Origin of the sequence: Psychroflexus tropicus DSM 15496, assembly GCF_000378765.1 — a bacterium.
In the GTDB taxonomy this organism is placed as follows: Bacteria; Bacteroidota; Bacteroidia; order Flavobacteriales; family Flavobacteriaceae; genus Psychroflexus; species Psychroflexus tropicus.
The window spans coordinates 576,658-601,486 of sequence record NZ_KB905342.1 but is presented as its reverse complement, the minus strand read 5'-3'; the positions used below and the strand labels follow the sequence as shown (position 1 = coordinate 601,486).

Genomic DNA, 24,829 nt, shown 5'->3' with positions numbered 1-24,829 from the left:
TAAAAAGCACTTCAATATTGAAGTGCTTTTTCATGTTTTTAGGCCAGATCCTGCCAGAACAACGACAAATTCCCCTTTGGGTTTTTTCTCCTCAAAAAGAGTGATAACCTCCGCCAAAGATCCGCGAATCGTCTCTTCATAGAGTTTTGAAATCTCTCTAGACACGCTTACCTGGCGATCTTCTCCAAAGTATTCTGACAAGTGCTGTAGCGTTTTTAAAAGCTTATAGGGAGACTCGTAAAACACCATGGTTCTATCTTCATCAGCTAAGGCTTTTAGTCTTTTTTGACGACCCTTCTTTGCCGGTAAGAAGCCTTCAAAAACAAATTTATCATTGGGTAAACCACTATTGACCAAAGCAGGTACAAAGGCCGTTGCCCCTGGCAAACATACTATTTCAACACCTTGGGACACGCAAGCTCTAGCAAGTAGAAACCCAGGATCAGAGATGCCAGGTGTTCCAGCATCGGTAATAATAGCTGTTGCTCTTCCGTTTTTGATTTGTCTAACTATAGCATCGGTCATGCTATGCTCGTTGTGTTGATGGTAACTCTGCATAGGAGTTTCAACTTCGTAATGCTTGAGTAATATTCCACTCACACGTGTGTCTTCAGCCAGAATTAGATCAACAGATTTCAAAACCTCAACCGCTCTGTAGGTCATATCTGAAAGATTACCAATAGGTGTAGGCACCATATACAATTTTGCCATTAAGCATCAAATTTTCGTTCAACGATTTGCATAAATCGCTCTTCAACCGCTTCCTTTCCTTCCCAGTGTCCATAATCTGGCTTGACCTGAAGCTGGATAAAGCGCAGAGCTTCTTCATAACTTGACATTGTATTTAGCTGAGAAAGAACTCGATTGTAATCATCTGTACTTCCTCCAAAAAGTTGATTGGTAAATGCAATCCTATCATTTAATCCAATTTTAATTCCCTTTTTGAGCTTGTCGTTTAAAGAGCGCTTCTCTTGATGCGCCGAGTTTAAATTGGATCTAGAGTCTTCACGTTTTGGGGGTTGAGCATCTTGCTCTTGAGGAGAAGAAGATACTCCCGAATTTGATTCTTGTGGCTCTTCAGGCTTTGACTCTTGCTTTTCTTCGGACCTAGGTTCAAAATTAGGAAGATCATCAAAATGCACGCCGTAACTGTTGAAATCGTCTTCAGCAGGTGAATTCTGTGTTCCAGGTTCTTCTTTGTTTAATTCTGAATCAGACGATGACTCCTCGTCTTTAGTGTCTGGATTGGTTCTGGAATGATGCGCTAGCTTTGCAAATTGCTCTAAAAGCAGGTCTACTTGCTCCGACTCTGGTGGCATTTGCGAAACAATATCCTTTATCTTTTCAGTATTAGGCTCAGAGATGGGATTAGGATTATAATCCATGCCATCTGGAGACTTATAATGCCCACTTTCTTCATCAATATCGCTGAATTGTTCAGAAAAAGCGTCCTTAAATTCAGTTTTGGATACTTCAGATTTTAAGCCGCCAAAGTGAGATTCTGCGAAAGCTAAAATGCTTAATTTTTCATATAAAATCGCAGTCTCCTTTTTCAATTGATGGATATCTGCTCTGTTTTTCAATTTCAAAATTCGTTCGGCAAGACTTATCAATTCGTCTTCCAGGACTCTCTTCATAACTTTTGTGATTTTCTTTTTAAAGACCCTATTATTTTGCTAATTTTAGCCCTACTCTCTTCGAGTAAGAATTTAATTACTAACGCCCTAAATTACAAAATGTTTCTCGAAAACACTGTTAATCACAAAGAGCAATTTGGATGGATCGAAGTGATCTGTGGAAGTATGTTTTCAGGAAAAACAGAAGAATTGATCCGGCGGTTGAAGCGAGCAAAGTTTGCTAAACAGAAAGTAGAGATCTTCAAACCTCAAATCGACCGTCGATACGATGACGAAGAAGTGGTCTCACACGATGAAAATTCAATTCGTTCTACACCCGTACCTGCAGCGGCAAATATTCGTCTTTTAGCAGATAGTTGTGATGTGGTGGGTATTGATGAAGCCCAGTTTTTTGATGATGAGATCATCTCCGTTTGCAATGATCTAGCCAACAGGGGCGTGAGAGTGATCGTTGCCGGACTCGACATGGATTTTAAGGGTAATCCTTTTGGACCTATGCCTCATTTGATGGCTACCGCAGAATATGTTACCAAAGTACACGCCGTGTGTACCCGTACGGGAAATTTGGCTCAGTATAGTTTCAGAAAATCACCCAAAGAAGATTTAGTGCTTTTGGGAGAAACTGAAGAATATGAGCCACTAAGCAGAGCAGCCTACTTTAAAGCCATGCTCAAAGAAAAAGTAAAGCATATTGACGTGAAAGATCCCGAGGAATTTTCTCAAGAGAAAAAAGCTAAGTAATGTCCAAAGTTCTTGAAACCCGTCTGGAAATTGACCTCGGTGCTTTAAAATCAAATTTTGATTTACTGAAAAGTTATTTAAGCCCAACAACTAAGATGATGGGTGTGGTGAAAGCCTTTGCCTACGGCACCGATTCTGTGCTTATCGGTAAACATCTGGTCGATATTGGCGCAGAACATCTGGCGGTGGCCTACATCGAAGAAGGAGTAAGATTGAGAAAGGCTGGTGTCAAAGTTCCCATACTTGTTTTCTATCCACAATTAGAAGAGCTAAAAGATCTCATAGATTATCATCTCACTCCTAGTGTATATACCCACCGCTTTCTGGAAGGCTTGTGTTCAGAATTAAAACAGCATAACGTTAACAAGTTTGATGTTCATCTTAAGATCAATACGGGTCTCAATCGACTAGGTTTTGAACTGTCAGAATTGGACTCGGTAGTAAAGCATTTGGAGGCCGAGCCTAAGATTAAGGTATCTGGAGTCTTTTCACATCTTGCGGCCTCAGGTAATAAAGATGAAGTGGAATTCACTAAAACTCAAATCTCTGAATTTAAAGAGGCCAGAAGCTTCTTCAAAACCCATCTTGATTATGATTTTGATAGTCACCTCTGCAACTCAAGTGGTATTCTGAATTTTACAGAAGCAGAATTTGACATGGTAAGGGCAGGAATTGCTTTATATGGTTATGGTAACAACCCCACCGAGCATAAAATGCTGAAGGCTGTGGCTAGCTTAAAAACAGTCATTGCTCAGTTGCGAAATATTCAAAAAGGAGACAGTGTGGGTTACGAACGCAAATTTAAAGCTGAAGGCCCCACCCAAATAGCCACGCTGCCCTTGGGCTACGCCGACGGGATTTCCAGAATGTTTGGCAACGGTAAAGCACAAGTCTTAATCAATGGAAGCAAAGCTCCAATTGTGGGCAACGTTTGTATGGACACCCTTATGGTGGATGTTACTGGTATTGATTGTAAGGAGGGTGACGAAGTAGAAGTTTTTGGTAAAAACCATACCGTCATCGACTTTGATAGAGAGCAACAAACCATACCTTACGAGGTCATCACCAGAATTTCTCAACGGGTGACACGGTTGGTGGTGTAGGGTTTAACGGTAATGATTTTAATTTTTAATGTGTACTCGAGAACTTCCCTATGCAGGTTTTGAATACATACTGCCTCACTATGAAATAAGTTAATGCCATATTTTAATTATACGCTATAGTCTTAATCCACTTGTTCTAAAATCCAGCTTGTCATTTTTTTCAAAACTTCAGGAGAAATGGTTTGTTCTAGCTGAGCATATTCGTTTAGAGAACCTGTTTCACTTTCTTGAAATAAGTGGTTGAGGTTATCAAATTCAAGTATTTCAAAATCCGTATTGCCGCTTTTTTTAAGACTAGTTTTAATAGCTTCCAAGTTTTCCTTTGGAGTGACTTGCAAATCTTTACTACCATTGATAGCTAAGACCGGACAATTGACTTTCTCAATAAACTCTGAAGGTTTGGAACGAATCAAACTTACAATTTCAGAACTTCCGAGCTGATTAACTATAGCTTCTCTTTGGTTTTCAGGTATCAAGGGACCATAATTTTTGATATAAAATGAATTTAAACTATCCTTTAGAGCCTGTTTTTCTAGGCTAGTTTCAGTAATTATGGCATAAGTACCTTTCATCATTTTTTGTCCGAATTCTATTTGAGCTTCATTAGCTCCTATCTGTCTCTCAAGCGCAGCTTTTTGTAGTAACATCATTTCGTCACCATCAAGACCAGGTGCCGCCATCAGCACCAGAAAACTGACATCGGTTCTTTCTGAAGCTACTTTTGACCCTACTATACCACCAAGGCTATGACCTATTAAGCCAATTTTCTTTTTGTTGATGTTTTTTCTAGTTTTCAGATATGAGATAGCAGAAGACACATCCTCAGAAAATTCAGAAATTTTTGCTGCTTCAAAATTACCTTCCGATTCTCCAATACCTCGTTCATCATATCTTAAAACACCAATCCCATTTTTGGTTAAATGATCTGCAATGACTAAGTATGGCTTGTGGCCGTACATGTTTCCAACCCGATCATGAGGGCCACTTCCGCTAATGATAATGACCACTGGAAACTTACCTTTCTTATTTGGTAGTGATAATGTCCCCTTGATTTGGAGACCCTCAGAACTCTTGAAAGCTACGTTTTCAGTATAATAATCAAAAGGAGGGAGAGGTTCTTGAGGCCTTTGCAATTTAACTTTTTCCCCAAGCTTAAGATCTAACACTATGGGATTGCCTCCTTTGAATAGATGACCATTTATTTCAGACTTATTTTTGACTTTTCCCTTATAAACCAAATTCAGTTTTGGAAAGGTCATAACTATTACAGAATCTTTTACTGTTGTTTCCTCTGCCTTCACATCAAAAAGCCCATTGAATGGGATATCTATTGATGATTCAAAGGTATTTTGTTTTTTAAAAATTGAAAAGTTAATTTCTATGGATCCCTTTGAACCCGTTAACATTCCTGTCCAGTTTCCCGTGATATCCTGAGCAAATAGGGAAATTGAAAATGTGGTCATTAAAAATAGGATGAAGTGATATTTCATTTTAGAATGGATTAATTAGAGATTTTAGATTTTATATCGATCTGAGTTTGACATGATCAATAAATAAGGAATACCAATTACAAGAGCTAGACCTAAAGCGTAAAACTCATAGTCGGAGTTTGCTGTCCAATAGGAGGTCAACAGCCCGATGATGACAACGAAAGCCATTCCAAACATGACATTCTTCATTAAAGTGGCAATGCCTTCGATGTCATACTTACCCTTTTCTTCTTGAGTCATGGTATTGTAGCCTGCAATTAAGAAATACATTTTTCCATACTTTACTAAAATACCTATGAGAACGAATATAATTGGAACTGTAATCATAACTAGTTATATAATAATTGATTTAATTTCAACTTTATATTATCTGGCCTCGTGATAAATTTAAATTTTTATGAATTGGATATAAATATAAAATCAGAGCTCCAATCATTGTTAATGCAAATGTAAAAATACCAAATGCCAAAAAAATGAGGACATGGAATGTTATCGCAGCAATAAAATTTAAATACTACTGCGGGTCTTTACAGGTCACACAATATGTAGCACGAGTACCATTAGAAATTAAAGCATCTTGGCCATTATTTAGGCAATCTTTTATTAATCTGCCGCAGGACATAGGACCACTACATTCGTCTCCTGATTTAGAGAATTCGGTTTTAGCAAATTGTCCCAACTGAGCCATTTTTAAAGATTCACCAGTTAGGCTAAACTTAACAGTTTCAAGTCCTTCTTCAGTTTTAGAGAAGGTCATCACGACATCTCCTTTAGGATAATAGCTAGATAACTCTTCATAAATACTAAAACTCTCTTCTGTAAAATTCGACTCTACATCTGTAATAATTTCATCCTCGTTAGACTTACTGCAAGAGATTACAAAAACGGAAAGAAATAATAGTAGATTTAAAAATTTATACGTTTTCATAATTTAAATTTTTAGATAATTAAACAGTTTTAAATCGTGATGGATTATCGTAAACTTCAAGATTTGAAGTTTAAGATCTTATGAAAAACATACATTTGTAAAACGCAGAAGGATGTATGCTTCATGCATTTTTCGGGACAAGCTTCTACATGTAGGAGCTTTCTCTTTTGTAAAGGGAATAACTATTTCAATAGCAATATCTTATGTTATTAGGTAAATTTAAATCAAATAATTATTATTCGGTTACGGTTTAACCGTAAACATTTTATGGGAAAACCGTAAAAAGGTAAAATTTAACATTTTATAGTATTACTTGATTTTTAAACTATTGAGCAGATATTTTCCTTTAATTACATACAACAAAAGATTATTCAAGCTTATCCATAGCAAAACTAACTGCACCGAATATTATCTAGCTTTGTTTCAATTGGAGGTTTTTTCGGGTTAACTTTGTATGAGAAGTAATTATGAAAACTACAGATCTCGACATACAAGTGAAAACCCTTCCAGAGCAACCTGGGGTGTATCAGTATTATGATAGGGACGATAGGATTTTGTATGTGGGGAAAGCTAAAAACTTAAAAAAACGGGTCTCCTCCTATTTCAATAAGCAACACGACAGCCACCGCATTGGGGTGATGGTCAAAAAGATCAGGAGTCAGACTTTTCGTACCTCTTTAGTGCAAGCTCGGTAGAATAAATACATATCATAGAACCAATTAGAAATTCTGCTAAAGAAAAAATTGGAATCACTGGAAAATCAAAATTACTTGTGTACATGGTTAATCCCATGATGACCTGCGAGAGGATAACGATGATTGGTACTTTAATCCAATGCTTTGAAAAATAGCTTTGTGCGAATTTCCAATTGTTGATATTCTTTGATGATCTTTTAGTCCTATACCCATAAATAGCATTAATCTCCTTTGGAGGATAGAAATAAAGAAGCAACGGTACTCCTATAATTATAAGGTTAAAGATTAGTAACTGATAAATTTCTGACACTGATTTCCATTTTATTAAATATAACACCTTTCGATAAACTAAGCTTAAACTTATAAGGACTTGTTTTTATTTTTATTTAGCAATTCCTTTCCTTAAAAAAGTCATTTTACTTCCAGCATATCTCTTAACTTTGTAGGATTCAAGATGAAAACTACAGACCTCGACATACAAGTGAAAACCCTTCCAGAGCAACCTGGAGTTTATCAGTATTACGATAAGGACGACAGGATTTTGTATGTGGGGAAGGCTAAAAATCTAAAAAAAAGGGTCTCCTCCTATTTCAATAAGCAACACGACAGCCACCGTATTGGGGTGATGGTCAAAAAGATCAGGAACATTAAGCATATCGTCGTTGACTCTGAAATGGATGCGCTGCTGCTAGAGAATAACCTTATAAAAAAACACCAGCCAAGGTTCAACATCATGTTGAGGGATGACAAAACTTACCCCTGGCTTTGTATCAAGAATGAACGTTTTCCCCGAGTGTTTCTCACACGACAGGTCATCAAAGATGGCAGTGAGTATTATGGCCCCTATCCTAGCATTAGAACAGTCAAAACACTTTTAGGACTAATCAAGGGACTGTATCAACTCAGAACCTGCAATTATGATCTGTCCAAAGCTAAAATTGATAATGGCAAATATAAAGTTTGCCTAGAATACCACTTGGGCAATTGTAAAGGTCCTTGTGAAGACCTTCAGGATGAAGAGGAGTATCTCAAGCAGATTGAAGCCATCCGAAACATCGTAAAGGGAAATTTGAAAGATTCTTTAAAAGATTTTAAAGATCAAATGAATCAATTGGCAGCAGAGATGAGGTTTGAGGAAGCTGAAAAAGTTAAGCGTAAGATTCATACCTTAGAAAAATACCAGTCTAAATCTACTGTCGTAAATCCCAAAATAAACAACGTAGATGTGTTTTCAATTGTAAGTGATGAAGGTTATGGATACGTCAATTTTATGCAGTTGTCTCATGGGGCAATTATCCGTTCGCATACTATTGAGATGAAGAAAAAGCTAGACGAAAGCGATGCTGAACTTTTGGAACTCGGGATTACCGAAATACGACAGCGCTTTGAGTCTAACTCTCCAGAAATTTACGTTCCTTTTGAAGTGGAAGCTGGAGAAAACGTAAAAGTTACAGTTCCTAAACTAGGAGATAAAAAAGCGATTGTAGACCTTTCGACGCGAAATGCTAAGTATTTCCGCATGGAGCGGTTTAAGCAAATGAAAATCGTAGACCCAGATCGGCACACCAACCGACTGATGGCTCAAATGAAAGAAGATTTGAGACTTAGTGAAGAGCCTCGCCATATAGAATGTTTTGACAACTCCAACATACAAGGCTCCAATCCTGTTGCTGCCTGCGTTGTTTTTAAAAACGGTAAACCTAGTAAGAAGGATTATCGTAAGTTTAATATTAAAACTGTAGAAGGACCCGATGATTTTGCCTCCATGGAAGAAGTAGTGTATCGCCGCTACAGGCGGTTGCTGGAAGAAGATGAGCCGTTGCCGCAGCTGGTCATTGTAGATGGCGGGAAGGGACAGCTATCTTCTGGAGTGAAAGCTTTGGAGCGTTTAGGCTTAAGAGGTAAGGTCCCCATAATTGGCATCGCTAAGCGACTGGAAGAATTATTTTATCCAGGTGATAAATATCCGCTGTATCTGGATAAGAAAACCGAAACTTTAAAAATTATTCAGCAGCTCAGAAATGAAGCCCACCGCTTTGGAATCACCTTTCATAGAAATAAGCGAAGTAAAAGTGCCATTGGTACAGAACTGGAAGAGATTACAGGAATTGGTGAGAAAACCTCAATAGAGTTACTACAGCATTTTAGATCCATTACTAAAGTGAAACAAGCCAAGCTCAAGGACTTAGAGGAGGTGATTGGAATTTCCAAGGCCAACCTGATATACTCTCATTACCACAAACAAGATGAAGCTTAACCTCATTTTTTTACTTATACCTGTTTTTGTATGGGGACAGCGTCTGGATCTTAATAAGCTGGATAGCTTACAAAGATCGGGACAGGACATTAAAGTAGGTCTAGTCTTAAGCGGCGGAGGCGCCAAAGGACTTGCTCATATTGGCGTCTTAAAAGTGATTGAGGAAGTTGGTCTCAGAATTGATTACATCGGTGGTACGAGTATGGGTGCTATCGTTGGTGGTTTATACGCCTCGGGATATACCACTCAGCAACTCGACTCTATTTTTAATACTACAGATTTTTCAAATTTAATTCAGGATAATCTCCCTAGAGGAGCAAAAAGCTTTAACGAAAGACGAGACTCCGATCGTTATGCTCTAAAACTTCCCTTTGATAATTTTCAAATTCGTTTTCCCTCTGGTATTTCTAAAGGGCAGAATATTTACAACTTATACGCACAGCTACTATCTCATATAAAAGAAGAAGACTTTTCCAAACTCCCCATTCCCTTCTTCTGCATGGCTACCAATGTGGAAACTGGCGAAGTCGTACAGCTTGAAAAAGGAGATCTGGCAACTTCATTGACTGCCAGCGGCGCTATCCCAACCTTATTCAGCCCGGTTTACATTAATGGTATGATGCTGACCGATGGCGGAGTGGTGAATAATTTCCCTGTAGAAGAAGTAAGAGCTAAAGGAATGGATATCGTTATTGGCGTGGATGTACAGGATGACTTGAGAGACAGAGAAGAACTGGTAAGTGGGTTTGACATCCTTACACAGGTCAATAATTTTAGAACCATAGCAGCAGCTGGAGAAAAAAAGCTTAAAACCGATATTTACATCAAGCCAGATATCGAAGACTTCAGCGTTTTATCTTTTGATGAGGGTGAGATAATTATCAAAAACGGCCTAAAGGCTGGTAAAGACAAGCTTAAGGTTTTAAAAAAGATGGCGTCCTATCAAAACCAAATAAGGTCCGCTTTTGCAGTCCAAGTTCAAGATAGTATCAACATTGGTAATATCAATATTCTTGGTAACACGAATTTCCCAAGAAATTTTGTTACAGGTAAACTCAAATTGAAAACCTTTGAAAAAACAAGTTTTAATCGCCTTAACGCAGGACTCAATAATTTATCAGCTACAGGAAATTTTGAAAAAATAAATTATGATCTCACAGAAAATGGAGATTTCCAGGATCTTACCTTGAGATTATATGAAAGTAATCAAAACACTCAATTAAAGTTTGGAGTACATTATGATCAACTCTATAAAACAAGTTTTCTTACCAATTTTACTCAGAAAAGCCTTTTCTTAAGAAATGATTTAGCCTCTTTAGACTTGATTATTGGGGATAACCTGAGGTACAATTTCAATTATTACATCGACAAGGGGAGATACTGGAGCATTGGAATCATGTCCAGGTACAATCAATTTGAAGATGATATTAATTTTGAATCTCTTCAACAAACCATAGGGTCGCAGGACACCCTGAACCTCAACCAGCTGAGATTGAAAAATGAAGATTTCACCAACCAAGTTTACGTAGAAACGTTTTTAACCCAGGATTTCAAATTTGGCTTAGGGGCAGAGTATAAACATCTCGAAGCTACAACTGAAACCTTTATCGAAGATCCTGAAGTGGATGAAGCAGAAACCATCATCCAGGAGAATGATCTTTTTAGCACTTATGGTTATTTAAGAATTGATACCATGAATGATAGATTTTACCCTACATCAGGTTATTTTTTTAGCGGACATATGAATATTTATTTTCCTGTTTTTGACGATTATACAGAGTTTGCCATCGCCAAAGGTGAAGTTGGCTATGCGCATCCTATAACCAAAAAACTATCTGGCTACATAGGCTCTGAGCTCGGCTTTACTACTGGAAATGAAAACATTCCTGGTCTCAATTTTTTCTTGGGTGGTTTTGGAAATCAAACCATCAACAACTTTAGACATTTTCTAGGCTATGATTTCTTCACGCTCTCAGCTGATTCTTATATTAAAGGGATTTTACAGTTAGACTATAATTTTTATAAAAAAAATCACCTGATCCTTACCGCAAATTATGCCAACGTTGAGGATGATTTGCTTTCTACTGGAAATTGGTTAAGCACTCCCGATTTTTCGGGTTACGGAATCGGTTTAGGCTCGCAGACCATTTTAGGTCCCGTTGACCTTAAATATTCCTATTCTCCAGAAACCAGTGAAAGTATATGGTATATCTCTATCGGGTACTGGTTTTAAAACGTGCTTCGTGATAAATGACTGATGGCTACCTCCAATCGGACCACACAGGCTTTAGTCTTACAAGGTTTATAAGATACCTGGATATAATTTTCCTTAACAAATGTTGAGATAGTTGCCCTCAATATTTCAAAATACATCTATTTTCACGATATTTGAATAAACCCTTAAAAATGCCTTTCTACCATAAACTTGGCAAGATTCCGCATAAAAGACATACCATCTTTAAAAAACCTGATGGTACGTTATATCGCGAACAATTATTTGGAACCATTGGATTTGACGGGATGTCAACCAACAGTTATCACGAGCACCACCCTACTCAGGTGAAAGAGATCTTAGGTCATAAAGATGTAACTCCTCAAATTGCGGTAAACACCAATTTGAAGTCTTATAAATTTCATGGGTTTAAAACTATTCCTCAACCCGATTACCTGGAGAGCAGAACTACGGTCTTACATAATGCTGATGTGAGTATTATTCTAGCTGCACCGACTGAATCCTCAAAGGAGTATTTCTACAAAAATGCGGATGCCGACGAATTATTATTCATTCACAAAGGGAAAGGCAAGTTGAGAACCCATCTCGGGAATTTGGATTTTGAATACGGAGATTACCTCTTGATCCCTAGAGGTGTGATTTATAAAATGGACTTCGACACCGAAGATAATCGTTTATTTATCGTGGAATCACGCCGACCGATTTACACCCCAAAGCGCTACAGAAATCATTTTGGACAATTGCTGGAACATGCCCCATTCTGTGAGCGAGACTTAAGGCAACCTTATGAATTAGAGACCAATGATGAAACAGGAGATTTCTTAATCAAGGTGAAGAAAGAGAATCAGTTGTTTGATATGGTCTATGCCACTCATCCTTTTGATGTTGTAGGTTATGATGGGTATAATTATCCTTATGCATTTTCCATACATGATTTTGAACCCATCACAGGTCGAGTACACCAGCCCCCACCAGTGCATCAAACCTTTGAAACCGATGCTTTTGTGGTGTGTTCCTTCTGCCCTCGGCTATTTGATTATCATCCTGAAAGTATTCCTGCTCCCTACAATCATAGCAATATTGATAGCGATGAGGTGTTGTATTATGTAGACGGCGATTTTATGAGTAGAAACGACATAGAAGCAGGGCATATATCTTTACATCCGGCTGGTATTCCTCACGGACCTCATCCTGGAGCCGTAGAGCGAAGTATAGGACAAACTAAAACTGAAGAACTGGCTGTAATGGTGGATACCTTTAAGCCTTTAAAAATAACCAAGAAAGGTATGGCTATTGCAGATGATAGCTACCATAAATCCTGGTTAGAAGATAAACATTAATAAATCCGACAGCGATAAGGATTGTCGTGGAAAGCTTACTTGGGCAAGCACTGCAAAGTCTTTCCAGACTTGGGCGACAGCATGAAGCCGAAGCATGGCGATAGACTTGCAAAGCTTGCCCAAGGAACTTGAAACAAAAAGCCTGACCCCGCAAAGCATTTGCGGGGAATCGCCACAAACTGTAAGTAGAATAAAAATATAGTATTATGAGCACAGATACCACAAGTCAAAAATTACCTAAGGTTAATCCTAAGGCAGAAGATTTTTTACCCATTTTGGGTACCGATTTCGTTGAGCTCTACGTCGGTAATGCCAAGCAGGCCGCCTATTATTACCAAACCGCCTGGGGATTCCAACCTGTGGCTTACGCCGGACTAGAAACTGGTAAAAAAGACACGACTTCTTATGTGTTGCAACAAGGTAAAATCCGTTTGGTTTTAACCAGCCCGATGAGTAAAGGTGGAGACCTCAACAGACACATTAGCGAACATGGAGACGGAGTTAAGTTTGTGTCCTTGTGGGTGGACGATGCTACTAAAAGCTTCGAAGAAACGGTAAAGCGAGGGGCGAGGCCCTACGCAGAGCCTTATACCATAAAAGATGATAATGGTAAGGCCGTCATTTCTGGGATCCATACCTATGGAGAAACCATTCATTTGTTCATTGAGCGGAAAGATTACGCAGGACCTTTTCTGCCAGGATATAAGGCCTGGACAAAACCCTACCAAACAGAAGATGTTGGTTTGAAATATATTGACCATATGGTAGGCAACGTTGGCTGGAATGAAATGAATAAATGGGTGAACTTTTATGCTGAGGTCATGGGGTTTGCCCAGCTGCTTTCTTTCGACGATAAGGATATCTCTACAGAATACACCGCCTTGATGAGTAAAGTGATGAGTAATGGCAATGGACGAATTAAATTTCCTATTAATGAGCCTGCAGAAGGGAAAAAGAAATCTCAGATTGAAGAATATATCGATTTTTATAATGGTGCAGGAGTACAGCATATTGCTGTTGCTACAGATAATATTATCGAAACGGTAAGTGAGCTTCAGCGGCGAGGAGTGGAATTCTTGAATATCCCTGAAACTTACTACGACACCGTTCTAGACAGGGTTGGAGAAATCGACGAAGATTTAGCTCCTTTGAAAGAATTAGGCATCTTGATCGATAGTGATGATGAGGGTTATTTACTTCAAATCTTTACTAAACCTGTTTTAGACAGGCCCACCATGTTCTTTGAAATCATCCAGCGTAAAGGAGCCCAGTCTTTTGGAAAAGGAAATTTTAAAGCTTTGTTTGAAGCCATAGAACGCGAGCAAACCCTGCGTGGCACCTTGTAAGACTAAATTAAAAACAAATAACTTCATGAGCTTTAGCCTCCAGGTTGAAGCTCTTTTAATGATTTGATATTTTATGATAAAGTCCTCATAAAATAAAGGCATGTTAATTGATAATATTGAAATTTGGACAAACGTTATATCTACATGAAACTCATCTTCAGCCTCTTGATTTTTAGCTTAAGCCTTGCAGCTTATAGTCAATCCTCATATCAGGAAGGAGAAAAACTTAGTTTTAGAATTAAATACGGTTGGTTCAATACCAGTAAAGCAAGTTTAGAAATTAAAAAGACATCCTATCAGGAAGAGCAAGTTTTTCATATCGTAGGCGTTGGAAAGAGTGTAGGCTTACTGGATTTTTTCTTCAAGGTGAGGGATCGTTACGAGAGTTATATTACCAAAGACGAAGGCTTGCCCGTTAAATTCATTAGAGACATCAATGAAGGAGGATATAAAAAACACAAAGAATTGTTTTTTAATCATAATACTCAGCAGGTAAGGGTTCTTGATTTTAAGCATGATACAGAAAATAGTTTTTACTTTAAGCCAAATACACAAGACATGTTATCGGCTCTTTATAAGCTGAGGAATACTATTGATGTCAATACTGTAAGGGCAGGGCAGGAATTTAATATCAACATGTTCTTTGATGATGAAAATTACGACTTCAAGACAAAGATTCTGGGTTTTGAAACCATTGAAACTAAGTTTGGGAAGGTCAGATGCATAAAAATAAGACCTTACGTCGTGGCCGATCGTGTTTTTGAAGAGAGTGAGAGCCTTACATTTTGGGTCAGTGCAGATCAAAATAAAATTCCGGTCAAGATTGAAGCTGAACTTGCCGTAGGTTCGCTTACCGCAGAGCTTGACCATTACGAAGGTCTCAAGCACAGCTTTAAGATTTTGATGGATTAACGACTAGAGCTTTCAATCACTATGAGCACTACCTCATCTAAAGATTGGTTTGTCTTATTCACCAAACCAAGATCAGAAAAAAAACTTGCAGAACTGCTTATCCGAGACGGAATTGAAGCCTATTGCCCGGTTCAAATTCAATACAAACAGTGGAGTGATAGGAAGAAAAAGGTAGAAACCCCTCTTCTCCCCTCCATGATTTTAGTTCGACTTGAAGAGACAGAAAGAGACCGTGTATTTAACAGAAAACAGGCCTTAAGGTATTTATACTGGTTAGGACGCCCTGCAACTGTAAGCACCAAAGAAGTAGAAGGACTTATCTCTATGGCAGAAGATACAACCTTCGAAAAACATGGGCTTGAAAAACTGAAACCTGGCGAGACTTTAGACATGACCAAGTTAGGGTTTGAACAGGTAGAAGGTACCGTGAAATTTGTAAATCAACGCGAATGCTGGATTATTTTAAAACACCTGGGCTACCTCGTAAAATTCAAAAGGACTAAAGCTTAACTCATTCTTTTTCCAGATAGGGACTTGCTAAAATTTCAGATTCATTCCAAACTGATAAGCTAAAGCTTCAGCATTATAGATGTTGCTAAAGTGATTAAGACGATTCACGTTAGCAAATAGGTTCACTGGCCCTGCATTAATCGCGAGACCACCTCCAAAATTAGGCTGATTAAATTGGTCTATACCAAAGCTCACCTTTGCGTAAACTGTTTTCCAGAAGCTTCGCTCGTACATGGTCTTCAAGCTATAAAATAAATTTCCTGCACTTACCATGGTAAACGCGTGAAAGCTTAGTGTTTGATTACCCTCACGTTTCCCTGCGGGTTTTAATCTGCAATCACATCGATTGGCCTCTCCCCCAAAATTATAGCTCAACCCCAAATTGAGTTTAGCAGGTTGAACATAGGTATAAGCCCCTGAAGTGGTTTCTGTAGGTAAGTTCTGCTCTATTTCATCCCCTAAGTTTTGGTAATAGGTAATCAGATCATCACCCTGAGAGAATTCTGGGAATTGGATGGGAAGTCCATCATATTCAAAGAATCCTCGTGATGCGTCTCTTCTGGTGTTTTTAGAAAAATAAATAAACCCAAGGTCTAATAGGCTGGCCGTCAACTCCCATCTCCTATTCAAATCATAAGACAAACCAAAGTCCAGACCTAAGCCATAATTGGATCCAATGAGGATGTTTCCAGGGGAAAGTTCGTCTCCATTTTCGAGGCCAGTACTGTCGAAACTGAGGTTAAGGTTACTAATGCTCTGTTCCAAAAGAATACCACTATCTCCAGGGCCAGTATTGAATTGACCTGAGTTTCTTACCGATCTAATATTCACGCTAGAAGTATAAAGCTTTCCTCTTACCCCCAACCTCAGCTTATCGTTCATTTTCTGGTTGACTCCCAAATGAAAAACCGTTTGTAGATTTGCTCTAAAATTAATTTCACCTATGTCGTAACTTCTATCCTGACCAGCATTGCCAAAATAAGCCAGCTCCATTAGATCTTTTGGGAAATTGAGCACACCGTCACTCTCCTGATACACGCCTGCGGTATAATACCTGTTTTTATGTTTGAAGCCAATATTAATGAGATCCAATTTCTGATTAAAAGCTACAACATCTTTAGAAGAAATTCGGTCTAAAGCTGAGGCCACATTAGTATTGAAATTGGTAGCGTTAAACAGATTATCTACATTCAAAACTGAATTACCTGCTGAAGCATAGATATTGGATAGCACAGGAATACTTACGTGAAAAGTGGTCTGCTCGTAGTCTGCTCCAGGATTGAGCATTAAAGACTGCGGGTTATGGAGTTGATTATACAATAGGTGCTTGTCCTGCGCAGAAACCAGGCTCAAACTAATCAAGCAAAATATCAATAGGTAATACCTCATTCTCCTGCAAATTCATAGCTCCCCTCCACAACACATTCCATGCGTAGTCGCCCAGAATTGGAGTTGGAAGCAGGTTGATTAACGAGAAACTCAGCTCTAATACTCGTTGTTATGGTTTCAAGTTCCTGAGGGGTTAAGGCTACAGAAAATGTTTTGATAGTCGGGTTATCTACCGATCCAGCAGGAATGGGTTCAGTTACCCTAAAGGTTTCTATATTATTGACATCAAAAAAGACAAAATCTATGGTTTGCCTTCTGTTGATACTATTCTCTGCCAAAAATTTGAACTCTAGTTCCACTAAATTATCAACATTGAATTCTTCGTTGAGAAAATCAACATCGATAAAATCTCTTATAGAATTTTGAACAGGGATAGAATCGTTGCCCGTATTGATTAAGCCAGCGCTGTATTCTGCTTCGAACACATTGAGTTCGAAGATTGGATTCAACTCAAAGTCATCAGTATCAAAATCCCTATCGTCTGTGCAACCTAGGTATGTGATTGAGATGACGCCCAAAAGAAGCATTACCAGTTTGTCTTTCAAATAAAAACTATATACATTCATCGTCTTAAAAAAGTGGCTAATAAACAAAAATTGTAGCAGTTAAAATGGAAATAGGATTAATTTTATAAGTCAATAGGGTTTTCTCTAAATTCTTTAAGGCTAAACCATTCGTGTGTCCTTTCGCCCTTTACGTAATACTCGGCTTTTACAGGTTTACCATTGACTTTATATAGGGCTAAGCCTTCTCTTTTACCATCTACCAGCTCCACAGACACTATGGTATCTTCTTTATAGTAGTTCCACCAGGAAGTAGCCATACCGTTTTTGTAGTGACCCTCTTTGGTTTTTAAGCCTGTTTCATTATAATAAAACCAATATCCTGCTTTTTTATTGTCCTGAAATTTCCCTTTGGATTTTACATGGCCCTGCGGATAGTAATAATACCAATAGTTCTGTTTGAGTTCATTTTTTATCCAACCTTCTGCCTTCAAATTCCCATTATCATAAAAGGATTTGACATAATCCAATCTTCCTCCGGAAAGACTAATGAGTAAACAAATGAGGGTGATATAGATTTTCATTTTTAAATACCTACGAAAAAAATTTATATGTGGTTGTTGAACCCAAAGCATAAAAACCTCGTAACTACAGTAAAATATATATCATGAAAACAAAAATCATTTTACTTGCGCTTGGAATGTTCTCATTACATGTCACTGCGCAAAGTCCAGTTTCTGGATTTATGCAAAACTCAGGAGAAGGTGCCGTATCCTTATCCTACAATTACGAAAGTTTCGACAAGGTACTGCTAGTCCCTTCAGAAATAGATGGAGTTCCTGTCTTTAATGAAAAGTCCCTTTCAAGTTTCAATTTGTATACGGAGGTTGGTTTATCAGACCGTTTTAATGTGACTCTTAGTATCCCTTATATAGATGCTGAAGGAGAAGCCTCTCAGGCGGTTTTGGATGAAACCGGTTTTGAAAATTCAAGAAACGGCCTACAAGATCTGGGTATTCACTTAAAATATTTGGTCACGAGCTTGGAGTTAGGAACAGGAAATTTAGACTTGATCGGTTCTGTAGGAATTGAAACTCCATTATCTGATTATGAAGTGGACGAGGGACTACAATCCATCCTGGCTATCGGGAATGGGTCGACAAGGTTCAATACGATTGGTATAGCCACTTACAAGTTACAGAATGGCCTTTTTGCAACTGGACAATTCGGTTATAGTATCCGTAATAACGACGTACCTAATGCTCTACTCTCTCAATTGAAAGTAGGCTACGCCGGAGAAAACATCTATGGAGATGTCTATTTAGGTTCTCAAAAATCAACTTCTGGTGTCGATATTCTAGGTGAAGGCTTTACAGGTTTTTTCCCAGCTGCAGAAGTCAGTTATACGATTCTTGGCGCCAATATTTACGTTCCTTTTGCCGATAAGCTTGGTGCTTCGGTAGGTGTAGGACAAATACTTGCTGGACGAAATATCGGTAAAGCTACCGGTTACTCAGCAGGACTTACTTATTCATTTTAAAACATATCAAATCATGAAAACACAACTATTAAAAATCACTTTCCTAATGGTTTTAGCCTTAGGAATATCAAGTTGCGAAAACGAATCCAACTACGAAGATGAAACCCCATCTATCGCCAATATTGCTGTATCAAATTCTGATTTTAGTACACTAGAAGCTGCAGCGGTTCAAGGTGGATTAGCAGTGACCTTGAGTAACTCCAATCCCAACGATCCTTCTGGAAGCTATACAGTGTTTGCTCCTACCAATAGTGCTTTTGACAGGTTAGGCCTCAATGAAGAAACTTTAGGAGTCTTACAGGATGATTTCTTAACCAGTACTCTATTGTATCACACCTCTAATGGGGATTTACTGTCTTCTAATATTGAAGCAGGAGGATCTGCTGCTTCCTTACTTGGAGTGAACAGACGATTTATTGAGCGGGATGGTGAATTATTCATCAATGGTTCAAAAATATTAGCTACAGATATCGATGCCAGCAACGGCACAGTACACGTTATTGACAAAGTGATGATCGCCACAGGTGGAGATATTGTTCAGTCAGCTTTAGCCCTTCAAAATTCCAACGTGTTTGTCAATCCTGAATTGACCTTTTTGGTAGAGGCAGTACTTTATGCAGAATTAGCCGAAGCGCTCACCGCTTCTGAAGGCAGTCCTTCTTTTACAGTGTTTGCTCCTACAGACCAGGCTTTCATTAACCTCGGTGCTGCCTTAGGGCTTACGTTTGAAGAGCCAGCAGACATCAGACAATTACCAAAGGAAACGGTTCAAGCTGTACTTCTTAATCATGTGGTAGCCAATGGTGGACAGTTCACCTCAGAATTATCTCAGGGGACGATCACCCCTTTAGGAGGCGATCCACTTACATTAGGAGCCTATACCAATGGTGTATTGACAGTTCAAGGGGTAGGAAATGAAAATCCTGCTAACATGGGCATTCCCGATGTACAGGCTGTAAATGGAGTGATTCACGTGATTGATCAGGTGTTGCTCCCTAACTTATAATTGGTTTTGTTTATTTTTTAGTTCAAACAAACTGCGATGTTACTCATCGCAGTTTTTTTTATGCTAAACGCTTAGCCCTTGATAGATGACTTATTGCTGAGTAGTTCTTTGAGGAACGTATCTGAACTTATCAAAATTTTTCGGCATCACATTGGTAACCTCTAGCGTATTTGAAGTCAAATTAGGCTTAATTTTTATAATTTTAGTCGACTCGGTGATCTCCACATTATGATTACTTCTCATATTCACTACATCTTTATGTAGGACTTCGAAATAATGTTTCCCCTCTTCCAGGTCAATGATAAGGTATTCACTGGGACCTAACTGTCCCAAAGGCTTATCATCAATCCAGACGTTTAAGCGCGCGGTATTGTCCATTTTATGCAGAAGATCAGCTCCATTATAAATAAGCACACTGCCTTCCCCTAAGTCATCCGGCTTTATGTTTTGCATACTTGTCTTGGTATAATTATACGCAGAGGGGATAGGTTTTAACCCACAGGAGGTGAGTAAAAGAAAGACGGATAAAACAAGGCTAATTTTGAGTGTTTTCATGTTCGATTTTTGAAGTGATTCTGTTTTATAAATATAAATCATATTCACTTTCATTAGCTTTTTTTTGAAATTAAATTGAGAATCTCTTAAACAAGAAAGTATAAAAAAACGGCCAGATTACTCCAGCCGTTTTTAGGTAAACAATGATATCAATTATTAGAACTGATGAGTGCAATTTATGAGACTGAAGTTTTCTTAGTAAGCAGTTTCATGGTTATACCTCCTTAGTAATAGAAGCTTTTAGGGAACAGTTTAAGCTTTCAATATACTCCTTTCTTTCCAGCAGCTGACTTACTTCCGCTTCAAAGGTTTTGGAATTGTTTAGCCTGGGAAAGGCGAGTTTGTTTTTAGCCATTGAATTAGAGAGCAAAAGATTGAAGTAATTATAAATAAGAAGCATGTACTGTAGACCATCTGCTTTAACCTGAGTAAAGCCTAATTTTTCTGCTGTTCGTTGGTTTAGGATGTAGCTAGTGCCTCGTACAATGAGGTCTTTATTCGTGGCCTGTTCTTCAATTAAAGACAAGAGGCCTTCGAGGTATTGCTGAATGATGATTGCTGTTCTTTGCCGGCCACTAGACTGCCTGTCGAGAACAAAATAATAGTCAAACAAAGTACCCCCATGAATAGTAATCACTCCATTTTTAGGGTTTTCGGCAATAAATAGGGCCGAATAATAAGTCATTTTCCCGCTCTTTTTGATAGAGGGCATATCAAAAAAAGGAGCAACGATAGATAGAGTAATGATGAAGCTAAAGATGGCAATGAGGTAAATCCCTGTGTAAAAAGCAAGGCCGACAGCTGCAGCTATGAGGGCTAAGGTGACCAGGCCAAGAAAAAGCTGAAAGCGGTTTTGTTCTTTTGGAGTCTTGCTGTAAAACCTATGTGTCATTGATGAGGGGCTGAATCAAAAGAAGCTTATAACTCATTTATTATGGCAAATATAAATTTTTGAGGTAACACTAAAAGTCTTAGACATTTTAAATCGATAGTGTATTGATTTATTTTATTCTAAGAAAAACATTCCTATGATTATAGGAGTACAAATGAGTACAGAAATGATTGCAGGCAGAACCCAGCTTGGTTTAAAATGTTTAAAGTCTTTACCTATATATTGATTCCAGAAGTATTCATTCAAAATTATGGCCCCAATAATATTCAGACCTATTACAAATCTGCTGAATATCTCCACGGTATTGACAAGGAATAGTGTAAGTCCAAAATATATTAATCCAAACACCAAAACCTGAAGCCTTGCTTTTTGCTCCTGCATTCGTTTAAGATTGGACATCAACAAGACTGCTCCAAAAATGGAAGAAAAAAGTACAGCAAAGCTGAGTATAACCCGTTTTGAATATAAGCTTGGAGCATCAGGGTCTATCGCCGTTTCTTCTTTATTCTCCAGGATGTCATCTGGAGCGGTTTGTTGAAAATAAAAGGAGCTGGTTTCGTTTTGCTTCGTCTGTTTAGATGATTCTTCTGTCATCACAACAGAATTCTGTTCTTTGTTTGGCAGGCTAGAAACACGTTTATCTAAAACCAATTTAGCGGTGCTAATCGCTTCTTTGGTATACTTGTGCTTATCGATGAGAATTTGATTGAGTTCTGCATCAGCTTTACGAGTAAAGTCTTTGTATAAATAAGATTGAGGCATCGTCTTACATACTAACTACAAGGTTGCTCAAAGCAGTTATTAAAGCCATCGGGACAAACGGTTTCTGTACACGGCCCATCGTCTTCGGTACAAGCTGTAAAAGTGAGGGTGGTGACAAATAGTAAAGCAGCGAGGAGGTGTTTAGGTGTCATAAGTTGATTGTTTGGTTAGAGTTTTTGATACGATTAGTTATGCTGACTAAAAAATAAAAAGTAATGACTATATATGGTATTTGATGATTAATTATTTTTTGCTTTTTTCATTGATAGTATCCAAAATCCAATTGATTTCTTTTAGAAAATACTCTTGATTTTCTTTTACTAACATTTTACTATCGGAATTCAAATTTTCAGGACTTAAAATCAATCGCTTCCAAAGTTCATATTCCGGGATTTTATTTTGTAGAAAATATCCTAAATCGGATTCCGACTCTGAATATCTATTTTCAGCCAAGACATATAGTTTATGATAGTCAAATGCATTTGATAATTCACTATTAAGAAACCCAATAGCAGTTGATTCTATTCGATTACTTGTCTCAATAATCTCATAAATGCCGTCATGGTCGAGGTCTCGAATGGAATACGTATTCAAAACAACTCCGTCGTGATTTGCAGATTTAGTCTTAAGTGTTGATATAGTACTTTCAATCAGTTCAAGATTGTTTTGTCCACTACAAGCATAGCTTAAAGCTAGTAAGAATACTAAAATGCTTGTTCTCATCGTGTTTTTAGAATTTTTGCAACACATCAGTGAAATTAATAATAAAAGAATTATGATTTTTTTTTCTAGTTTTTAAAGGTTGCACGGCGATTTGGCTTTTCGCACTCTCCAGTAGGGCATTACTTATAGGTATTAATAGAAATTAGAGTTATTCCAGTACTTCTTTTACTTTTTGAATTAAATTTTCGCCTCTCAGGTTCCGAGCGACTATAATTCCATTTTTGTCAATTAAAAAATTATCTGGGATTCCACTAATACCATAAATTAAATACGGATCCGCTTTTCTTCCTTCTTCTTCCCATAGGTTGACCCAATTCAACTCATTTTCCTCAATTGATTTTAGCCATCTTTTTTTGGTTTGGTCTTGGGAAATGCTAACAATTTCAAATCCATCTTCTTTAAATGAAGAATAGGCTTTTTTGAGAGCGGGATACTCCTCTATACATGGTCGACACCAAGACGCCCAAAAATCCAATAAGATAAGTTTCCCATCAAAATCAGACAATTTAACCAACTCGTCATTTTCATTGGTCATTGAAAAGTCAATATATGGATCTCCAATTTGTGGGTTTTTGTAGAGTTCTAAAAATCTCTTTATAGATTTCCCGTAAACTGAATTTTTAACATTTTCGTCAAAATTATTATATAACTCTGTAACTGTCTTGTTTGAAAACGAAGTTGAATATAAGTCAAGGGTGCTTGCGCTCACAAAAGATTGAGGGTTATTTCTAATAAACTCTCGTTCAATTTTTAATCTATTTTGCATAACCTTCTTCAATTCTGGTTTTGCAATAATTTTTAAACTATCCTTGATTTCATCGTTATAAACTATTTTAGAAAGACTATCTCTTTTTTTTCTATACTCCCAAATAGGTTTCCAAAGTTTCTCACTTTCTTTTTGAGAATCTGAACCTGAAATAGTTGCAGCATCAAATTCACCATCTTTTGCTTGAAACATTATTTCTCCTGATTCTAACCAAAGCCTTGAATAATTTTGACTATTCTTAACCATTAAATTATATTCCTTTGGGTGTTCTATATACCCCTTCATTGAAAATTCACCATTTTCTATTTTGGTAGAATCTTCAATTTTTTCATTTAACATCAAATAAATCCAACTCTCATTTTCGATTCCCTCCAATTCTCCTTTAAGTACAAATTCATTATCTCCGACTGCTTTTTTATTTTCATTGCAACCACATAGGGTCACAAAGCTTAAGATTCCGATTAGTGTTGTTCTTTTCATTAGTTAGTTTATTTATTGTATTTTGCGTTTATGTATATATATGGTAGATTGTTAAAGCAGAAATGTTAGCAAATAAAGTCCGCTTCCCAATACTTATCGGGACTTGTAAGGTAGGCTTTAACAAACAATTGATTTTATACGGTGGTAGCATATCTTATAGTATGATTCCCATACCTAAATTTAGTGTTGTAGGTTCTTTTTCATTATTAAGTTCAAAGAATTGGTTCAAATCAGAATCATTATTTTTTATAGAATTAAAATATTGATTAATTCTCAGAAGAATAAACCCTTGTTTATTGGACGAAAAGGATATAGTTTTCTTTAATTGAATGAACGCACCAAAACTTATTGAATTATAATCATCCTTAAGATCATTATTAAAACTCATATTAGGAATAACATCTGGTTCGCTTGGATAAAATATATCAATCTGAGATAAGTCTACTGTCGTGTCTCCCTTTTCTTTCGCAGATAGCAAAAAGCTAGCAAATCCTCCAATTCCAAATTGATAAGATTTATCTTGACTAAAATGAAAATTGAAATTTATTGGTGTCTGGATTTGACTAATACTCCGATTTCCTTTATTCGTAACTACACCAATTTTGTCTTCGATAGAAAATCTGTCCAGAAAAAATCCAATTCCAAAGTCAAGAGAAGATTTCTCACTCAACTTGTAGTTTAGACTCGGCAAAATAAATGCACCGATATTTATTGAGGATTTAATCTCAGGACTTCCGTCCACATTTGAATTAGATAGTTCACTTGTTTTTGGAACTGATAATGTTGGTCCAGCAGATAATTCAAAATTTATTTTTTGGTTTTGTGAATAAATTTTGGTTAAAACACCAATCATCAAAATCAGTAAAAATTTTTGTTTCATTTTATAGTTTGGGATTCGTGGTTAACGGTTCGGCTATGCGTAGTGCGGGATTTCAAGGCACTTCACTTTCCGTTTAGCAGTTAGTTTATCAAATGTAAATACTTTCATATCAGCACTTTCGCCCGCATTACGTATAGCCAT

26 protein-coding genes are annotated in these 24,829 nt (G+C 37.5%); 11 read left to right on the top strand and 15 right to left on the bottom strand.

The features are described 5' to 3' along the window. Positions 1 to 30: 30 nt before the first annotated feature. Together rsmI and F598_RS0102670 are read right to left on the bottom strand one after the other, a co-directional pair. On the bottom strand, positions 31 to 711 hold the full coding sequence (gene rsmI, locus F598_RS0102675; RefSeq protein ID WP_019037477.1) for a 16S rRNA (cytidine(1402)-2'-O)-methyltransferase: 681 nt from the start codon (positions 709 to 711) through the stop codon (positions 31 to 33). Beyond that, positions 711 to 1,637: a hypothetical protein gene (locus F598_RS0102670; protein ID WP_019037476.1), complete on the bottom strand. Its 927-nt coding sequence runs from the start codon at positions 1,635 to 1,637 to the stop codon at positions 711 to 713. Before F598_RS0102670 ends, rsmI begins: the two co-directional genes overlap by 1 nt. A 99-nt stretch (positions 1,638 to 1,736) precedes the next feature. Between F598_RS0102670 and F598_RS0102665 the strand changes: the two genes are divergently transcribed. Next, complete coding sequence (locus tag F598_RS0102665; RefSeq protein ID WP_019037475.1) at positions 1,737 to 2,378, top strand: thymidine kinase; 642 nt, start codon at positions 1,737 to 1,739, stop codon at positions 2,376 to 2,378. Beyond that, positions 2,378 to 3,481, top strand: coding sequence for an alanine racemase (gene alr, locus F598_RS0102660; protein ID WP_019037474.1), 1,104 nt, complete (start codon positions 2,378 to 2,380; stop codon positions 3,479 to 3,481). Before F598_RS0102665 ends, alr begins: the two co-directional genes overlap by 1 nt. Before the next feature lie 122 nt (positions 3,482 to 3,603). On the opposite strand, the gene F598_RS0102655 is transcribed toward alr, so the two are convergent. The 3 genes from F598_RS0102655 to F598_RS0102645 form a co-directional block, all read right to left on the bottom strand. Continuing rightward, the gene (locus F598_RS0102655; RefSeq protein WP_026302476.1) at positions 3,604 to 4,971 is read right to left on the bottom strand and encodes an alpha/beta hydrolase family protein; all 1,368 of its coding nucleotides are present in this window, start codon (positions 4,969 to 4,971) and stop codon (positions 3,604 to 3,606) included. 24 nt (positions 4,972 to 4,995) lie between these two features. Then, positions 4,996 to 5,298, bottom strand: coding sequence for a DUF3784 domain-containing protein (locus tag F598_RS0102650; RefSeq protein WP_026302475.1), 303 nt, complete (start codon positions 5,296 to 5,298; stop codon positions 4,996 to 4,998). Positions 5,299 to 5,485: 187 nt separating this feature from the next. Then, positions 5,486 to 5,899 carry a hypothetical protein gene (locus F598_RS0102645; RefSeq protein WP_019037471.1) on the bottom strand — a complete coding sequence of 138 codons (414 nt, stop codon included), beginning with the start codon at positions 5,897 to 5,899 and terminating at the stop codon, positions 5,486 to 5,488. A gap of 467 nt (positions 5,900 to 6,366) precedes the next feature. Here F598_RS0102645 and F598_RS0102640 point away from each other — a divergent pair, with 467 nt between their 5' ends. After that, entirely contained in the window at positions 6,367 to 6,594 is a 228-nt protein-coding gene (locus tag F598_RS0102640; protein WP_019037470.1) for a GIY-YIG nuclease family protein, read from the top strand. Here F598_RS0102640 and F598_RS15790 read toward each other — a convergent pair. After that, a complete protein-coding gene (locus F598_RS15790; protein WP_211209317.1) occupies positions 6,551 to 6,904 on the bottom strand; it encodes an SdpI family protein in 354 nt (117 codons plus the stop codon). The genes F598_RS0102640 and F598_RS15790 overlap by 44 nt on opposite strands. Positions 6,905 to 7,048: 144 nt before the next feature. Between F598_RS15790 and uvrC the strand changes: the two genes are divergently transcribed. The 6 genes from uvrC to F598_RS0102610 all read left to right on the top strand — a co-directional run bounded on the left by uvrC (position 7,049) and on the right by F598_RS0102610 (position 15,192). After that, positions 7,049 to 8,851, top strand: a complete 1,803-nt coding sequence (gene uvrC, locus F598_RS0102635; protein ID WP_019037469.1) for an excinuclease ABC subunit UvrC — start codon at positions 7,049 to 7,051, stop codon at positions 8,849 to 8,851. After that, positions 8,841 to 11,084, top strand: a complete 2,244-nt coding sequence (locus F598_RS0102630; protein ID WP_019037468.1) for a patatin-like phospholipase family protein — start codon at positions 8,841 to 8,843, stop codon at positions 11,082 to 11,084. Before uvrC ends, F598_RS0102630 begins: the two co-directional genes overlap by 11 nt. A 173-nt stretch (positions 11,085 to 11,257) precedes the next feature. Further along, positions 11,258 to 12,424, top strand: coding sequence for a homogentisate 1,2-dioxygenase (locus F598_RS0102625; protein WP_019037467.1), 1,167 nt, complete (start codon positions 11,258 to 11,260; stop codon positions 12,422 to 12,424). Between the two features lie 206 nt (positions 12,425 to 12,630). Further along, positions 12,631 to 13,770: a 4-hydroxyphenylpyruvate dioxygenase gene (gene hppD, locus F598_RS0102620; RefSeq protein ID WP_019037466.1), complete on the top strand. Its 1,140-nt coding sequence runs from the start codon at positions 12,631 to 12,633 to the stop codon at positions 13,768 to 13,770. A 144-nt stretch (positions 13,771 to 13,914) separates the two neighbouring features. Then, a complete protein-coding gene (locus tag F598_RS0102615; RefSeq protein ID WP_019037465.1) occupies positions 13,915 to 14,682 on the top strand; it encodes a DUF3108 domain-containing protein in 768 nt (255 codons plus the stop codon). 21 nt (positions 14,683 to 14,703) lie between these two features. Continuing rightward, positions 14,704 to 15,192 carry a UpxY family transcription antiterminator gene (locus F598_RS0102610; RefSeq protein WP_019037464.1) on the top strand — a complete coding sequence of 163 codons (489 nt, stop codon included), beginning with the start codon at positions 14,704 to 14,706 and terminating at the stop codon, positions 15,190 to 15,192. 27 nt (positions 15,193 to 15,219) lie between these two features. Here the strand turns inward: F598_RS0102610 and F598_RS0102605 are convergent, their stop codons facing one another. From F598_RS0102605 to F598_RS14850, 3 genes are all read right to left on the bottom strand, one after another. Beyond that, complete coding sequence (locus F598_RS0102605) at positions 15,220 to 16,581, bottom strand: DUF5723 family protein (protein WP_019037463.1); 1,362 nt, start codon at positions 16,579 to 16,581, stop codon at positions 15,220 to 15,222. Beyond that, positions 16,578 to 17,147, bottom strand: a complete 570-nt coding sequence (locus F598_RS0102600; protein ID WP_019037462.1) for a hypothetical protein — start codon at positions 17,145 to 17,147, stop codon at positions 16,578 to 16,580. The genes F598_RS0102605 and F598_RS0102600 overlap by 4 nt, the downstream gene beginning before the upstream one ends. A 62-nt stretch (positions 17,148 to 17,209) precedes the next feature. Next, complete coding sequence (locus F598_RS14850) at positions 17,210 to 17,668, bottom strand: toxin-antitoxin system YwqK family antitoxin (protein ID WP_019037461.1); 459 nt, start codon at positions 17,666 to 17,668, stop codon at positions 17,210 to 17,212. Positions 17,669 to 17,751: 83 nt separating this feature from the next. On the opposite strand from F598_RS14850, the gene F598_RS0102590 reads away from it, so the two are divergent. Together F598_RS0102590 and F598_RS0102585 are read left to right on the top strand one after the other, a co-directional pair. Next, positions 17,752 to 18,624, top strand: coding sequence for a transporter (locus F598_RS0102590; protein ID WP_157594932.1), 873 nt, complete (start codon positions 17,752 to 17,754; stop codon positions 18,622 to 18,624). A 13-nt stretch (positions 18,625 to 18,637) separates the two neighbouring features. Next, positions 18,638 to 19,630, top strand: a complete 993-nt coding sequence (locus tag F598_RS0102585; RefSeq protein WP_019037459.1) for a fasciclin domain-containing protein — start codon at positions 18,638 to 18,640, stop codon at positions 19,628 to 19,630. A 90-nt stretch (positions 19,631 to 19,720) separates the two neighbouring features. On the opposite strand, the gene F598_RS0102580 is transcribed toward F598_RS0102585, so the two are convergent. The 6 genes from F598_RS0102580 to F598_RS0102555 form a co-directional block, all read right to left on the bottom strand. Beyond that, positions 19,721 to 20,185, bottom strand: coding sequence for a hypothetical protein (locus F598_RS0102580; protein WP_033408322.1), 465 nt, complete (start codon positions 20,183 to 20,185; stop codon positions 19,721 to 19,723). A gap of 214 nt (positions 20,186 to 20,399) precedes the next feature. Further along, positions 20,400 to 21,077: a hypothetical protein gene (locus F598_RS0102575; protein WP_019037457.1), complete on the bottom strand. Its 678-nt coding sequence runs from the start codon at positions 21,075 to 21,077 to the stop codon at positions 20,400 to 20,402. A gap of 114 nt (positions 21,078 to 21,191) precedes the next feature. After that, positions 21,192 to 21,839 carry a hypothetical protein gene (locus tag F598_RS14845; RefSeq protein ID WP_019037456.1) on the bottom strand — a complete coding sequence of 216 codons (648 nt, stop codon included), beginning with the start codon at positions 21,837 to 21,839 and terminating at the stop codon, positions 21,192 to 21,194. 243 nt (positions 21,840 to 22,082) lie between these two features. Continuing rightward, positions 22,083 to 22,562, bottom strand: coding sequence for a hypothetical protein (locus F598_RS0102565; protein ID WP_019037455.1), 480 nt, complete (start codon positions 22,560 to 22,562; stop codon positions 22,083 to 22,085). Between the two features lie 148 nt (positions 22,563 to 22,710). Further along, entirely contained in the window at positions 22,711 to 23,808 is a 1,098-nt protein-coding gene (locus tag F598_RS14840; protein ID WP_019037454.1) for a TlpA disulfide reductase family protein, read from the bottom strand. A gap of 154 nt (positions 23,809 to 23,962) precedes the next feature. Continuing rightward, the gene (locus tag F598_RS0102555) at positions 23,963 to 24,688 is read right to left on the bottom strand and encodes an outer membrane beta-barrel protein (RefSeq protein ID WP_033408235.1); all 726 of its coding nucleotides are present in this window, start codon (positions 24,686 to 24,688) and stop codon (positions 23,963 to 23,965) included. Between the last annotated feature and the right edge of the window lie 141 nt (positions 24,689 to 24,829).

Excerpts from the sequence above, each read along its gene's own strand:
- F598_RS14850 (WP_019037461.1), bottom strand. The coding sequence starts at position 17,668 with ATGAAAATCTATATCACCCTCATTTGTTTACTCATTAGTCTTTCCGGA.
- F598_RS0102655 (WP_026302476.1), bottom strand. The coding sequence starts at position 4,971 with ATGAAATATCACTTCATCCTATTTTTAATGACCACATTTTCAATTTCC.
- rsmI (WP_019037477.1), bottom strand. The coding sequence starts at position 711 with ATGGCAAAATTGTATATGGTGCCTACACCTATTGGTAATCTTTCAGAT.
- F598_RS0102670 (WP_019037476.1), bottom strand. The coding sequence starts at position 1,637 with ATGAAGAGAGTCCTGGAAGACGAATTGATAAGTCTTGCCGAACGAATT.
- F598_RS0102555 (WP_033408235.1), bottom strand. The coding sequence starts at position 24,688 with ATGAAACAAAAATTTTTACTGATTTTGATGATTGGTGTTTTAACCAAA.
- F598_RS0102640 (WP_019037470.1), top strand. The coding sequence starts at position 6,367 with ATGAAAACTACAGATCTCGACATACAAGTGAAAACCCTTCCAGAGCAA.
- F598_RS0102610 (WP_019037464.1), top strand. The coding sequence starts at position 14,704 with ATGAGCACTACCTCATCTAAAGATTGGTTTGTCTTATTCACCAAACCA.
- F598_RS0102605 (WP_019037463.1), bottom strand. The coding sequence starts at position 16,581 with ATGAGGTATTACCTATTGATATTTTGCTTGATTAGTTTGAGCCTGGTT.
- F598_RS0102585 (WP_019037459.1), top strand. The coding sequence starts at position 18,638 with ATGAAAACACAACTATTAAAAATCACTTTCCTAATGGTTTTAGCCTTA.
- F598_RS0102565 (WP_019037455.1), bottom strand. The coding sequence starts at position 22,562 with ATGAGAACAAGCATTTTAGTATTCTTACTAGCTTTAAGCTATGCTTGT.
- F598_RS0102590 (WP_157594932.1), top strand. The coding sequence starts at position 17,752 with ATGAAAACAAAAATCATTTTACTTGCGCTTGGAATGTTCTCATTACAT.
- uvrC (WP_019037469.1), top strand. The coding sequence starts at position 7,049 with ATGAAAACTACAGACCTCGACATACAAGTGAAAACCCTTCCAGAGCAA.
- hppD (WP_019037466.1), top strand. The coding sequence starts at position 12,631 with ATGAGCACAGATACCACAAGTCAAAAATTACCTAAGGTTAATCCTAAG.
- F598_RS0102645 (WP_019037471.1), bottom strand. The coding sequence starts at position 5,899 with ATGAAAACGTATAAATTTTTAAATCTACTATTATTTCTTTCCGTTTTT.
- alr (WP_019037474.1), top strand. The coding sequence starts at position 2,378 with ATGTCCAAAGTTCTTGAAACCCGTCTGGAAATTGACCTCGGTGCTTTA.
- F598_RS0102665 (WP_019037475.1), top strand. The coding sequence starts at position 1,737 with ATGTTTCTCGAAAACACTGTTAATCACAAAGAGCAATTTGGATGGATC.
- F598_RS0102600 (WP_019037462.1), bottom strand. The coding sequence starts at position 17,147 with ATGAATGTATATAGTTTTTATTTGAAAGACAAACTGGTAATGCTTCTT.
- F598_RS0102625 (WP_019037467.1), top strand. The coding sequence starts at position 11,258 with ATGCCTTTCTACCATAAACTTGGCAAGATTCCGCATAAAAGACATACC.
- F598_RS0102580 (WP_033408322.1), bottom strand. The coding sequence starts at position 20,185 with ATGAAAACACTCAAAATTAGCCTTGTTTTATCCGTCTTTCTTTTACTC.
- F598_RS0102650 (WP_026302475.1), bottom strand. The coding sequence starts at position 5,298 with ATGATTACAGTTCCAATTATATTCGTTCTCATAGGTATTTTAGTAAAG.
- F598_RS0102575 (WP_019037457.1), bottom strand. The coding sequence starts at position 21,077 with ATGACACATAGGTTTTACAGCAAGACTCCAAAAGAACAAAACCGCTTT.
- F598_RS0102615 (WP_019037465.1), top strand. The coding sequence starts at position 13,915 with ATGAAACTCATCTTCAGCCTCTTGATTTTTAGCTTAAGCCTTGCAGCT.
- F598_RS14845 (WP_019037456.1), bottom strand. The coding sequence starts at position 21,839 with ATGCCTCAATCTTATTTATACAAAGACTTTACTCGTAAAGCTGATGCA.
- F598_RS0102630 (WP_019037468.1), top strand. The coding sequence starts at position 8,841 with ATGAAGCTTAACCTCATTTTTTTACTTATACCTGTTTTTGTATGGGGA.
- F598_RS14840 (WP_019037454.1), bottom strand. The coding sequence starts at position 23,808 with ATGAAAAGAACAACACTAATCGGAATCTTAAGCTTTGTGACCCTATGT.